At 67.6% G+C, this 13,197-nt stretch carries 10 protein-coding genes and 1 pseudogene; 5 read left to right on the top strand and 6 right to left on the bottom strand.

From position 1 onward, the window contains the following. Positions 1-119: 119 nt before the first annotated feature. The gene (locus tag HH110_RS08390; protein WP_176989524.1) at positions 120-2,228 is read left to right on the top strand and encodes a M13-type metalloendopeptidase; all 2,109 of its coding nucleotides are present in this window, start codon (positions 120-122) and stop codon (positions 2,226-2,228) included. Positions 2,229-2,372: 144 nt separating this feature from the next. Continuing rightward, positions 2,373-4,385 (top strand): M13 family metallopeptidase, encoded by a 2,013-nt coding sequence (locus tag HH110_RS08385; RefSeq protein ID WP_176989266.1) that lies wholly within the window; start codon positions 2,373-2,375, stop codon positions 4,383-4,385. 92 nt (positions 4,386-4,477) lie between these two features. Here the strand turns inward: HH110_RS08385 and HH110_RS08380 are convergent, their stop codons facing one another. From HH110_RS08380 to HH110_RS08355, 6 genes and pseudogenes are all read right to left on the bottom strand, one after another. Then, positions 4,478-5,152 carry a rhomboid family intramembrane serine protease gene (locus tag HH110_RS08380; protein WP_121038514.1) on the bottom strand — a complete coding sequence of 225 codons (675 nt, stop codon included), beginning with the start codon at positions 5,150-5,152 and terminating at the stop codon, positions 4,478-4,480. Positions 5,153-5,242: 90 nt separating this feature from the next. Next, on the bottom strand, positions 5,243-5,605 hold the full coding sequence (locus tag HH110_RS08375) for an MGMT family protein (protein WP_342589233.1): 363 nt from the start codon (positions 5,603-5,605) through the stop codon (positions 5,243-5,245). Then, complete coding sequence (locus tag HH110_RS08370) at positions 5,602-6,522, bottom strand: DMT family transporter (protein WP_176989522.1); 921 nt, start codon at positions 6,520-6,522, stop codon at positions 5,602-5,604. Before HH110_RS08370 ends, HH110_RS08375 begins: the two co-directional genes overlap by 4 nt. A 205-nt stretch (positions 6,523-6,727) precedes the next feature. Continuing rightward, entirely contained in the window at positions 6,728-8,083 is a 1,356-nt protein-coding gene (gene gorA / locus HH110_RS08365) for a glutathione-disulfide reductase (protein ID WP_176989265.1), read from the bottom strand. Positions 8,084-8,088: 5 nt separating this feature from the next. Further along, positions 8,089-9,486: pseudogene (locus HH110_RS08360) on the bottom strand (DUF418 domain-containing protein); the annotation flags it as partial. Positions 9,487-9,569: 83 nt separating this feature from the next. Beyond that, positions 9,570-10,049 (bottom strand): peptidylprolyl isomerase, encoded by a 480-nt coding sequence (locus tag HH110_RS08355; protein WP_176989263.1) that lies wholly within the window; start codon positions 10,047-10,049, stop codon positions 9,570-9,572. A gap of 111 nt (positions 10,050-10,160) precedes the next feature. Here HH110_RS08355 and HH110_RS08350 point away from each other — a divergent pair, with 111 nt between their 5' ends. From HH110_RS08350 to HH110_RS08340, 3 genes are all read left to right on the top strand, one after another. After that, positions 10,161-10,700, top strand: a complete 540-nt coding sequence (locus tag HH110_RS08350) for a C40 family peptidase (RefSeq protein WP_176989262.1) — start codon at positions 10,161-10,163, stop codon at positions 10,698-10,700. A 146-nt stretch (positions 10,701-10,846) separates the two neighbouring features. After that, entirely contained in the window at positions 10,847-11,608 is a 762-nt protein-coding gene (locus HH110_RS08345) for a C40 family peptidase (RefSeq protein ID WP_194243679.1), read from the top strand. A gap of 247 nt (positions 11,609-11,855) precedes the next feature. Beyond that, the gene (locus HH110_RS08340) at positions 11,856-13,193 is read left to right on the top strand and encodes a sigma-54-dependent Fis family transcriptional regulator (protein ID WP_176989260.1); all 1,338 of its coding nucleotides are present in this window, start codon (positions 11,856-11,858) and stop codon (positions 13,191-13,193) included. Positions 13,194-13,197 lie beyond the last annotated feature (4 nt).

Here is a 13,197-nt window from a genome sequence, read left to right as displayed (position 1 = left end):
CTTGCCATCGGCCATGACCTTCGACACCCTTGCAGGCCGGGCCAGCGGCGTATCGTCTGGCCCACAGGCCCTTGCGGGCCATTCCTGCATGACTTTCCGGCCTGGAGGCCAATCACGTGATCGCTCGTACACCCAAACTGGTACTGCTGACCCTGGCCGTTTCGGCCGCGCTGGTCGGCTGCGGCAAGAACGAAACCCCGGCGACGGACAGCGCAGCCTCCACCGCCGCGCCGGCCGCCACGGCCGTCACCGAGTACAAGCTCGACGAGAGCAAGCTGCCGGCCTACAACGCCTTCCATCCGTCCGACCTGGACACCGCGATGGACGCCTGCGGCGCCTTCGGCGACTACGTCAACAGCAAGTGGCTGGCCGCCAATGAAATCCCGGCCGACCGCACCAGCTGGGGCGCCTTCACGATCCTGGACGAGCGCTCGGTCGCCGTGCAGCACCAGCTTGCCGAACAGGTCGCGGCGGTCAAGAACCCGGCCGGCATCGAGAAGATCGTCGGCGACTTCTGGGCCACCGGCATGGACGAAGCCAAGATCAACGCCCAGGGCATCGAGCCGATCAAGGCCGACCTGGCCGCCATCGACGGACTGCAGGACAAGGACGCGATCGCCAACTACCTGCGCACCAGCGCAGCCAAGGGCGAGAACGTGCTGTTCGGCTTCGGTCCGGAAGCGGACTTCAAGAATTCCAGCATGAACCTGGCCTATGCCAGCCAGGGCGGCCTGGGCCTGCCGGACACCACCTACTACACCGACGCCAAGAACGCCGACAAGCTCAAGGCCTACCAGGCCCACGTGGCCAAGGTGCTGGAACTGGCCGGCGTGGCGACCGCGGATGCTGAAAAGCAGGCTGCCGACGTGGTCAAGTTCGAAACCCGCCTGGCCAAGGCGTCCAAGTCCAGCGTCGAGCTGTCGCGCGATGTCTCGCTGTTCTACAACCCGGTCACCGTGGCCGATGCGGACAAGCTGACCCCGAACTTCAGCTGGAGCGAGTTCTTCAAGGCCCAGGGCATCGCCACGCCGGAGAAATTCTCGCTGGCCATGCCGAGCTTCCACCAGGAAGTGAGCAAGGCGCTGGGTGATACCGATCCGTCGGTGTGGCGCGCCTACCTGCGCTTCCACACCGTGGACGGCGCCTCGCCGTACCTGGCCGATGCGTTCGTCAACGAGAGCTACAACTTCTACGGCAAGACCCTCAACGGCCAGAAAGAGCAGAAGCCGCGCTGGAAGCGCGTGCTGGGCACCATCGAGAACGATGCCGGCGATGCCTTCGGCCAGCTGTACGTCAAGGTCGCCTTCTCGCCGGAAGCCAAGGCGAAGATGGAAGAACTGGTCAAGAACCTCGCCGCCGCGCTCAAGGAGCGCATCCAGGGCCTGACCTGGATGAGCGACGAGACCAAGGCCAAGGCGATCGCCAAGTGGGAAACCTTCACCCCGAAGATCGGCTACCCGGACAAGTGGCGTGACTGGAGCGGCCTGACCACCGGTCGCGACAGCTACCTGGGCAACGTCCGTGCCGCCAATGCGTTCAACTACAAGTTCGCGCTGTCCAAGATCGGCCAGCCGGTGGACAAGACCGAGTGGGGCATGACCCCGCAGACGGTGAATGCCTACTACAACCCGCTGCAGAACGAGATCGTGTTCCCGGCCGCCATCCTGCAGCCGCCGTTCTTCGATCCGAAGGCCGATGACGCGCTGAACTACGGCGGCATCGGTGCGGTGATCGGCCACGAGATGACCCACGGTTACGACGACCAGGGCAGCCGTTTCGGGCCGACCGGCAACTTCGAGAACTGGTGGACCGACGCCGACACCAAGAACTTCAGCGGCCTGACCGGCAAGCTGATCAAGCAGTTCGACGGTTACAAGGTGGACGGCCAGCCGGTCAACGGCAAGCTGACCCTGGGCGAGAACATCGCCGATCTGGGCGGCCTGGCGACCGCCTACGACGCCCTGCAGAAGGCCTCGGCCGGCAAGGAAGACCCGAAGGTCGACGGCTTCACCCGCGACCAGCGCTTCTTCTTCAACTGGGCCACCGTGTGGCGCACCAAGTACACCCCGGAGAACATGAAGGTCCGTCTGGCGACCGACCCGCATGCCCCGGCGCAGTTCCGTGCGATGGGTGCCCCGTCGAACCTGCCGACCTTCGCCGCTGCGTTCCAGTGCAAGGCCGGCTCGCCGATGGTGCGCGCAGGCGACCAGCAGGTCGTGATCTGGTAAGCCATCGCGCCCCGGCGTGATGTGATCCATGCAGAGGCCCGGGATTTTCCCGGGCCTTTGTTTTTTGGGCGCGCGCTGCCATCACGCTCGTTTCGCTTTGCTTGGTACACTCGCGCGATCTCATCCCCGCTGGATTCGCTTTACATGTCCAACCTCCGTCCGCTCGCCATTGCCCTGGGCCTGAGCCTGGCCTCCCTGGTCATCGCACACGATGCGCATGCCGCGCCGAAGAAGAAGGCCGCCGCCCGCGCGCCGGCCGTCAGCGCGCAGTGCAGCGACTTCTACGAGGCCACCAATGCGACCTGGTTGAAGGCCAACCCGGTACCGCAGACCGGCGCCACCACCGCGCTGGGCCAGCTCGCCGACCGCACCCGCCAGCAGCAGCGTGAACTGCTGGATGCGGCGATGACCGCACCGCAGGGCAACGTGCAGAAGCTGCTCGGCGACTTCTGGGCCAGCGGCCTGGACGAAGCGGCGGTGGAAGCCGACGGCTCCAACCCGATCGCCCCGCTGCTGACCCGCATCAACGCGATCAAGAAGGCCAAGGACGTGCCGGCCTCGATCGCCGCGCTGCACCAGGTCGGTATCCCGGTCGCCTTCAACTTCGCGCCGGACGTGGACCTGAAGGCGCTGGACCGCCACATCGGCTACTTCATGCAGGGTGGCATGGGCCTGCCGGATCCGGCGTTCTACACCCGCACCGATGCCGACACCGTCGCGCTGATGGGGCGCTACCGCAATTACGTCAAGCAGGTGCTGGCCCTGACCGGCACCCCGGCCGACAAGCTCGATGCCGAGTCGCAGTCGGTGATCGCGCTGGAAACCGAACTGGCGCGCAACGCGCAGTCGCTGGCGGGCATCAACAACCCGTTCAACAACTACGCGCCGATCTCCACCAAGGAGCTCAACAGCCGCTATCGCAACCTGCAGCTGGAGGCCTTCCTGAAGGCACAGGGCGTCAACGACGACCTGGTCTCGCTGGCCGATCCGGCGCTGTTCAAGCAGCTCGACGGCATGGTCACGCGGATCAAGCCGGAGCAGTGGAAGGTCTACCTGCGCTGGCGCGTGGGTGACGCCATGGCACCGTACCTGTCCAAGGCCTACCGCGACGCCGAGTTCGAATTCCGCGGCCGCGTGATCCGTGGCCAGACCCTGCCGCCGGCGCGCTGGGAGCAGGTGCTGGATGCGATCAACGTCGCTGCCGGTCCGATGGTCGGCCGTGAGTACGCGGCCAAGCATCTGTCCGCCGACGACCGTCGCAAGGCCGCCCTGGTCGTGGACAAGATCCGCGAAGTGCAGATCGACGCGGTCAAGCGCAGCACCTGGATGAGCGATGAAGCCAAGACCGAAGCGCAGGCCAAGCTGGCCGCACTGAAGATCGAGATCGGCACTCCGCTGCGCGATCTGGATTACACCGTGCAGCCGATGGGCCGTGGCAGCTTCGGCGGCAACATGCTGATCGCGTCCACCTGGCGCCACCGCGAAGAAATGAAGCGCATCGGCAAGGGCAACGCCGACCGCCGCTGGGACGTGCTGCCGCAGCAGCCGGCGCTGGCGTATGACATCGCGCAGAACCGCCTGATCGTCACCGCCGCCGTGCTGCAGGGCCCGGTGTTCAACGCCAAGGGCGATACCGCCGAGCTGTTCGGCAACTACGGCGCGCTGGTCGCCCACGAGCTGACCCGTGCGATCGACGCCAAGGGCGCGCTGGTCGATGCCAAGGGCGAACTGCGCAGCTGGTGGACCCCGGCCGACAAGACCGCCTGGACGCTGTTCGGCAACCGCGTCGCCGCGCAGTACAGCGGCTACGACTACCCGGGCGTCAAGGGTGCGAAGGTCAACGGCGAACTCACCCGCGAAGAGAACCTGGCCGATCTGGCCGGCCTCGAACTGGCGTGGGAGGCTTACAAGGCCGTCGAACCGGCTGCCAAGCCGGCCGCCCAGCAGGGCTTCTTCCGCGCCTGGGCCAGCCTGTGGCCGCAGCAGTTGTCGCCGAACGTCGCCGCCCAGCGCGTGACCTCCGACATCCTGGCCCCGGGCCGCTGGCGCACCAACGGCCCGCTGTCCAACCTGCCGTCCTTCGGCGCGACCTTCACCTGCAAGCCGGGCCAGCCGATGCAGCGCGTGGACAACGACCAGATCAAGGTCTGGCGCTGAGTCCTGCATCCTGGTCAACGAAAAAGGGCGCCCACGGGGCGCCCTTTTTTTTTAATGGGGACGGAGGTGGTTATTAACCACCTCCGTCCCTGTTATTTGATGCTGCGCAGGTGGTTGGGGCGCTTCGGAGGTCCCGGTGGACGCCGGTTGTTGAACGGCGGTTGGCCGCGCCAGTAGCGGATCAACAGCCAGCCGAACAGCATGCCGCCCAGGTGGGCGAAGTGGGCCACGCCCGGCTGCCAGCCGGTGGCGCCCAGCATCAGTTCCATCGCGCCGAAGACGATCACGAAGGTACGTGCCTTCATCGGGATCGGCGGGAACAGCAGCATCACCCGCTGGTTGGGGAACAGCATGCCGTAGGCCAGCAACAGGCCGAACACGCCACCGGAAGCGCCCAGCACCGTGGCCGGGTCGGCCAGCATCATGCCGACCAGCAGCTGGCACAGGCCGGCACCGGCCACGCACACCAGGTAATAAGTCAGGAAGCGCTTTTCGCCCCAGGTCTGTTCCAGCGGCGCACCGAACATGAAGAGCGCGAGCATGTTGAAGAACAGATGGCCGAAGCTGCCATGCAGGAAGCCATAGGTGAGCAGTTGCCAGGGCTGGAAGTTGCCGCCGGGCGAGAACGGATCGAAACCACCGCCCAGGGGTTGCAGCATGAAGGGCTCGAACGTGGCATTGCCGAGCAGGAACGGCTGCTGCAGCAGGAACAGCAGGGCGTTGGCGATCAACAACGCTTTGGTGACGGTAGGCAGTCGCGGAAACATGGGGGCATCCTTTGGAACTGCGCCCATCATAGCCGCAGCACCCGGCCGCACGCTGCGCGCCAGCGCGCCCTGTTCAACGCCCAGGCAGCGTCAGCCCGGGCCCCACAGGGCGGCATCCAGATCGTCCGCGCCGGCCACCGTCATGCTCCTGACCCGCCCCCGCTCGATCGCCACGCCCTCGGCGCGCAGCCGCTGGCTCTGTTCCTTCCAGCCGGCCGAGCCTTCCGGCATCGCGATGCGCCCATCCGAGCGCAGCACGCGGTGCCACGGCAGCTCCGGGTCGTCATTCATGCCAAGCACGCGCGCGGTCAGCCGCGCCCTGCCCGGCAGCCCCGCCTTGGCCGCGACCTGGCCGTAACCCATCACCTGCCCGCGCGGGATCGCGCGGATCACCGCCAGGATGCGCGCACGCGCCTGTGCTGCCGGGTCATCGCCGATCGCGGCCGCGTTCACGCGCGGACCCGGCTGACCAGCAGCACGCCGAGCAGGACCAGCGCCGTGCCGAGGATCTGCCACGGCCCCATGGGTTCGTCGAGCAGCCATAGACTCATCACGATGGTGGAGACTGGACCGAGCATACCCACCTGCGCGGCCAGCGACGAGCGGATCCGCTTCACCGCGAGCATGATCGCCATCACCGGCAGGACCGTGCACACCGTCGCGTTGATCAGGGAGAGCCAGTACACCGGCACCGGTGCCTGGCCCAGCGCCGACATCGGATGCAGCACCGCGAAGTGCAGCACGCACAGCACGCAGGCCACGCAGCTGGCATAGGCGGTCAGCCGGATCGCACCGATCCGCGCCACCACCTGGCCACTGCCGAACAGGTACAGCGCATAGCTCAGCGCACTGGCGAACACCAGCGCGCTGCCCAGCACGATGCGCCCGCCCTCCAGCTGCAGGTCATGGCCGAAGGCGAGCAGTACGCCGAGATAGCTCAGCACCAGTGCGGCCACCTGCCAGCGACCGGGGCGCTTTTTCAGCAGCACCAGACTGATCAGCAGGACCAGCGTCGGGTTCAAATACAGGATCAGCCGTTCCAGGGTGACGCTGATGTACTGCAGGCCCTGGAAGTCCAGCAGGCTGGACAGGTAATAGCCGGTGAAACCCAGCCACACCACCCGCCCGCGATCGCCCCATGACAACGCCGGCGCGCGCCGCGCGGACCAGACGGCCAGCAGGGCGAACAGCGGGAAGGCCATCAACATCCGCAGCGCCAGCAGCGTGGTGGCATCCACGCCATGCCGATACGCCAGCTTGACGATGACCGCCTTGCCCGAGGCGGCAATGGCGCCGATCGCGGCCAAGGCGATGCCGCCGGCGGCGATGCGGCTGGAGGACGTGGGCAGCGAAGAAGCGGGTGACGGCATCGGGACGGCGGACAGCCGCACGGAGGCGGCTGGGCAGCGGGGGAACTGGAATTGTCGCATGCTCGACACCCACGGATACCAGGCGGGTGGAGCAGCCCCCTTGAGTCAAGGGGGCGCGCCGACAGGCGCGGGGATGTGGGTGATGGTGAGGCGGGGCCCAAGGTTTGCATCGCAAACCTTGGGAGCGATGCGCGAATGCGCGTTGCTACCGCATCAGAACGACTTCTTCTGCAGAGGTTGGATGGATCGCTACCGTGTCGTCGAACTGGGCCTTGGTCACGCCCATCTTCACCGCCAGCGCGAACCCCTGCAGGATTTCATCCGCGGCCTCGCCCAGCAGGTGCACACCGACCACCCGCTCCTCTTCGCCCACGCAGACCAGTTTGAACAGGCTGCGCTGGGTGCCATCGGCCAGCGCCTGCAGCATCGGGCGGAAGTTGCTGCGGTACACGCGGACGTCGCCGTACCTCGCGCAGGCCTCTTCTTCGCTCAGCCCCACCGCGCCCAGCGCCGGGTGCGAGAACACCACGCTGGCCACGTTCTCATAGTCCATCTTCGCCTGCGGCTGGCCGCCGAACAGGCGGTCCATCAGCTTGCGCGCCGCGGCGATCGCGACCGGGGTCAGGCCCACCTTCCCGGCGATATCGCCCACGGCATGAATGCTCGGCACCGCGGTGGTCTGCCACTCGTCGACCTCCACCTCGCCCTTGTCACCCACCACCACGCCCACCGCTTCCAGCCCCAGATCGGCACTGTTGCCGCGTCGGCCGGTGGCGAAGAACAGCGCATCGAAGTGACCATCGGCGGGCCCATCATGGCCGAGCGCGACCACGGCGTCGCCGTCACGCTGCAGCTCGCGCAGGCGATAGCCGAAGTGGACCTGCACGCCCTGATGCCGCAGGTTTTCGGCAAGCTGCGCTGTCAGTTCGGCATCGAAACGCTCCAGCAGGCGCTCACCCCGCACCAGCAGGGTCACGCGGCTGCCCAGCGCCTGCAGCAGCCCGGCCAGTTCCACCGCGATGTAGCCGCCGCCGACGATCGCGACCCGCTCCGGCGCGCTGCACAGGTTGAAGAAATCATCGGAGACCAGCCCCAGTCCGGCACCGGGAATATCGGGGCGCTGCGGATGTGCGCCGGTCGCGATCAGAAGGTGCGCGGCACTGATGCGCACGCCATCGCTGCATTCCACCGTGTGCGCATCCACCAGCCGACCGCGGCGCGGCACGCGCACCACCTTGTTTTCATCCAGGCGCTTGAGATAGCTGGCATGGATGTTGGCGATGTAGGCCTGGCGATGCACCACCAGTTCCCTCCAGTCCAGCGACGGGCGCACCGGCACGTCGAAGCCCATCGCCGCGGCCAGGCCGATCCGCCCGGACAGATCGGCGGCCAGCCACATCGCCTTCTTCGGCACGCAGCCGACGTTGACGCAGGTGCCGCCGAGTTCACCCGGCTCCAGCATCGCCACCCGCTGGCCGTGCTGCGCCGCGCGGAAGGCCGCGGCCAGGCCGCCGGAACCGCCGCCCAGCACGATCAGGTCATAGTCGTATTGCGTCGTCATTGGCATCGCTCAACTCGGTAAGGGGCAGGATCGAACGCCGGCGTGCGGTCGTTGATCAGGTCTGCCATCAACGGGCCGGTGCCGACGCTCATGCGCATCTCCAGCATGCCACGACCGGCCGCGATCCAGACGTGAGGGGAGGTGGCGCCGCCGTGTCAGGCCCGGCGCAGCGGCGGCCACTGCAGATAGGTCATCGCGCGCCAGATCCACTCCAGCGGCCCGAAGCGGAAATACCGCAGCCACGCATGGCTGATGGCGACCTGCACGGCGAACAGTGCCAGCGCGAACGGGATCTGCCACAGCCGCGGCATCGTCTCGAACGCCCCCAGTCCGTAGCCGTAGAACACCCAGGTGCAGACCAGCGACTGGCCGATGTAATGGGTCAGCGCCATCCGTCCCATCGGTGCCAGCACCTGCAGGCGCGCGCGCCCGTGCACGATCCAGGCCAGATACCCCAGGCACATCAGCAGCCCGGCCAGCGCACTGATCGCATAGGCGACGCCGCCGGCCAGATCGAGTGTGCCGGGCGCCTGGTAGGGGTGCCAGACCGCACTGCCCAGCATCAGTACCAGACCGCTCGGCAGCGCAACCCAGCGCAGCCGTGCATACAGCCGCGCGAAACGCTCCGGCTCGGCCAGCGCACCACTGCGGGCGAACCAGCTGCCGATCAGGAACATGCCCAGCACTTCCGGGCCGATGACGAAGATCCCGGACAACATCGCGCCCAGATCATGCAGGCGCTGACCCACGGCCTGCGCCCAGCTGCCATGCGCATACGCCTGACGCTGCAGTTCGATCGTCTGTTCGGCATGTGCGATGGCTTCGCGCAGCGGCGCCTGGGTATGCTCCATGCTGGCCATCCAGCTCATCAAGGCGCCCAGCACCATCACCAGGGCGGCCGCGCCCAGATAGCTGATCGCGCCCATTGCCGGCAGCCAGCTGCGCGGCGCCTCGCGACAGGCCAGCAACAGCACTGAGATCAACGCATAGATGACCAGGATGTCGCCGGACCACACCAGCAGCGCGTGGCACAGGCCGATCAGCAGCAGCGCCGCACTGCGGCGCAGATAGAACGGTGCGAACGCGCGGCCGGCGAGGTCGGCGCGCTGCGCCATCACCGAGAAGCCCGCGCCGAACAGCAGCGAGAACAGGGTGAAGAACTTGCCCTGGACCAGCACGTAGATGGCCGCGTCGGCCCAGTAGTCGGCGCCCTGCCAATGCGGATCGATGCCGGTGAACGACAGGTCCAGCGGACTGCTGAACGCCTCCATGTTCATCAGCAGGATGCCCAGCAGCGCGAACCCGCGCAGGATGTCGATGACGGCGATGCGCTCGTGGGCGCCCACCGGCTGCAAAGGAGAAGAAGCTGCGTTCACAGGCAATCCGCTGACCAGGTCCACCATTATGCCGCGCGCGCGCGGGCCTGCCGCACAAACGAAAACGGCCCGCCGAAGCGGGCCGTCGGATCAACGAAGGGTCACCGCACTCAGTGCTGGTGGCCGCCGTCGCCGTGCACGTGGCCGTGCTCGATTTCTTCCTTGCTGGCTTCGCGGACGTCAACGATCTCGACGTTGAAGTGCAGGTCCTTGCCGGCCATCGGATGGTTGAGGTCGACGTCGACCACGCTCATGCCGACCTTCTCGACGGTGACCGCACGCGGGCCGAAGTTGGTCTGCAGCACGACCTGCTGGCCCGGGACCAGCTTGCTGGTGCCGAAGTGCTTCTTGGGCACGCGCTGGGTCAGGCCGTCGCGGCGCTCGCCGTAGGCGTCGGTCGCCTTGACGTCCACCTCGAAGGTGGCGCCGGCTTCCTTGTCCATCATGGCGTTTTCCAGGCCCGGGATGATGTTGCCGTGGCCGATCAGGATCGCCAGCGGATCACGGTCCCTGGAGCTCTCGATCGGCTCCTGGCCCTGCTCGGCGACGGTGTAATGGAAACGGACGACGCGGTCTTTTTCGATCTTCATGCGCAACTCTGGTCTGGAGACTGCCGAGGGCAGACGGGTGAGGCGGGTTGTGGCCTGCCGGATACGCCGCCATCATGACGGCCTTCTAAGGTCGCGCATTATCCGGACAACATGCACATGACGCCAGTTTCGCGCCTGACCCGCCTGCCCGGCCACCTGGCCCTGCTGGCGATCATCGCCCTGCTGAGCGCCTGTGGCGGCGGCAAGACCACCCGCCCGGCCGCGCCGCCCGCCTCGACCCAGGTCTGGCCCAGCGTGGCCCCGAACGATCCGCAGGCCGCCAACGCCGTGCTGATGCGCGCGATCGGCCTGGTCGGCACGCCCTACCGCTACGGCGGCAACACTCCCGAATCCGGTTTCGACTGCAGCGGCCTGGTCGCGTACGTGTACCGCGAGATGCTCGACCTGCGCCTGCCGCGCACCTCGCGCGATCTGGCCGCCGTGCAGGGGCCGAAGATCGATCCCAAGCGCTTGGCGCCCGGCGATCTGGTGTTTTTCGGCAACAAGGGCAACGTCTTCCATGTCGGCATCTATGTCGGGGAAGGCCGCTTTGTGCACGCCCCCAGCACCGGCGGCACGGTCCGGCTGGACTCGCTCGGCGGGCCCTATTGGAAGGACCACTACACGGGAGCGAAACGCGTCCTTAACTAAGCTGAACAGGGGTAAGGTCCAAATTTGTGACCGACATCACGCAGTTGTAAACGAAAAATTAACGGAATTTGTACCTAATCACTGCGCTTACACGGCATCATCACCCATCGTTTTTATTCAGTGACCGCCGCGTGACGACAGACGACCTGACGTGCAAAGGCCAGACCGCCGCCACCCGGCGACGCGCCCGCCCCGCTTTCCTCGCTGCAGCACTCTGCCTGGCCAGCCTTCCGGCCTGGGCGCAGTCCGCACCGACGACCGCTCCCGAGGTTGCTGCACCCCCCGTCACTGTCACCCCCGATTCTTCCGCGCCGGCCAAGCCCAAGGCGGATGCGCCGGCCCGCAGCAAGGCTGATGCCGCTGCCAGCGCCACCCTCGCCGCCCTGCTTCCGCACCTGGCGGCCAACGACACCATCCCGCTCATGGATCGCTCGGCGATGTTCGCCGGTGACCTGAGCCGCCTGCTTGCCAACTACGACGCCAGCACCGGCGCCATTACCGTGGCCGGCGACGCCGCCGACAACGGCAAGGTCCAGTCGCTGCTGCGCCGTGCGATGACCCTGCTCGGCACGCCGTACCGCTGGGGCGGCACCTCGCCGGACAGCGGTTTCGACTGCAGTGGCCTGGTCGGCTATGTGTTCCGGACTGCGCTGGGCGTCGAACTGCCGCGCGTTTCCCGCGAGATGGCCCATGACGGCGCTGCCGAACTGATCAATGACCGCAACGCGCTGGCGGCCGGCGACCTGGTGTTCTTCGGCCGCAAGGGCCGGGTCGACCATGTCGGCATCTATGTCGGCGAAGGCCGCTTCCTGCATGCCCCGAGCACCGGCAAGGACGTCCGCGTCGACAGCCTGGTCAGCGGCTACTGGGGCGGCAAGTTCATGCAGGCCCGCCGCGTCGACCTCTGACGCGCCCTGCTGAACCGCCCGATCGAAGGCCGCTGCCCTGCAGCGGCCTTTTTCGTTGGGCGACCGGCACTGGCCGCTGACCGGCCCAACCCGCGTTCCCTTCTCTGTCACCGCTGTTTTCCCGGCCGGCGACGCGCCCGGCGCTTGTGCACCGTGGCGGGGGACGGACCCGGACGTGGGGCGGCACGTCCGTGGCAACCGATCAGGCAGCAGACACCGCCCGCGATCCTCGTCGACAAGGTGACGCATGGCGGCTGTCCCCGATTTTCCTGCCCGGTGTGTGATCTGGTTTGGGCACCCCCTCACGCTTGAACGGGCGACCCTAGCTGCGGCCGGTTGGCAGGTCCGCGGCGTGGCCCCCGAACAGTGCGCCGGCATCGGCATGCGCGGCAGCGACCAGGTCGTCGGCCTGCTGGACCTGCGCACCGCGGTCCCGGCCAACCTGGCCCATCTCCAGCAGTTGCTGGTCGACCACCGCCACATGAGCCTGCTGGCTCTGTTGCCGGCCGCACCCCTGCGCGCCTCGCCGGTGCTGGATGCGCTGCTCGCTGCCTGCGTGGATACCTACACCGCGCCGATCGACCTGCCGCGGGTCGTGCAGCGGCTGCAGCAACTGGCCGGCGCGGACCCGCTGCCCGCCAAACATGGCCCGCAGTCCCTGATCGGCGACAGCGCCGTGCTGCAGGTGACCCGCGCGGCGATCCGCAAATACGCGCCGGTGGACCTGCCGGTGCTGATCACCGGCGAAACCGGCACCGGCAAGGAGCTGGCCGCCCAGGCGCTGCATGCGCTGTCGGCACGCCACGCGCGCCCGTTCCTGGCGGTGAACTGCGGCGCCATCCCGGCCGCGCTGGTCCAGTCCGAACTGTTCGGCCACGAGCGGGGCGCTTTCACCGGTGCGGCGACGCGACGCCTGGGCCTGTTCGAATCGGCCAGTGGCGGCACCGTGTTCCTCGACGAGATCGGCGACCTGCCGCTGGATGCGCAGACCAACCTGCTGCGCGTGCTGCAGGAGGGCACGGTCGAGCGCGTCGGCAGCAATCGGCCGCTGGAGGTGGACGTGCGCGTGCTCGCCGCCACCCACGTGGATCTCGAGAAGGCGGTCGAACAGGGCCACTTCCGTCGCGACCTGTTCTACCGGCTCAATGTGCTGCGCCTGCCCCTGCCGCCCCTGCGCGAGCGCGGCAGCGACATCGCGCTGCTGGCCCATCACTTCCTCGCCAGCTTCCGGCACCGGCACGTGACCCGTGCGCGCGGCTTCACCGCTGAGGCGATCCAGGCGCTGGAATGCTTCGCCTGGCCGGGTAATGTGCGCGAGCTGCTGAACCGCGTGCAGCGTGCGGCGATCGTCAGCGACGCCGAGCTGATCAGCGCGGCGGACCTGGAGCTGAGCCAACCGCTGCTGCCCACCGCCGAGCGTGGCCTGCAGGGGGCAAAGCAGATCGCCGAACGCGAGACCCTGCTGCATGCGCTGCGCCAGAACGATTTCAACATCACCGCCTGCGCCCGCCACATGCAGGTCTCGCGGGTGACGGTCTACCGGCTGTGCCGCAAGCACCAGCTCGCGCTGCCCGAACTGCGCTGACGCC

The sequence above is a fragment of the Stenotrophomonas sp. SAM-B genome, assembly GCF_013387485.1.
GTDB lineage: Bacteria > Pseudomonadota > Gammaproteobacteria > Xanthomonadales > Xanthomonadaceae > Stenotrophomonas > Stenotrophomonas maltophilia_AA.
Note: the sequence above shows the minus strand (reverse complement) of the source record. Positions and strands in the feature narration are given on the sequence as shown.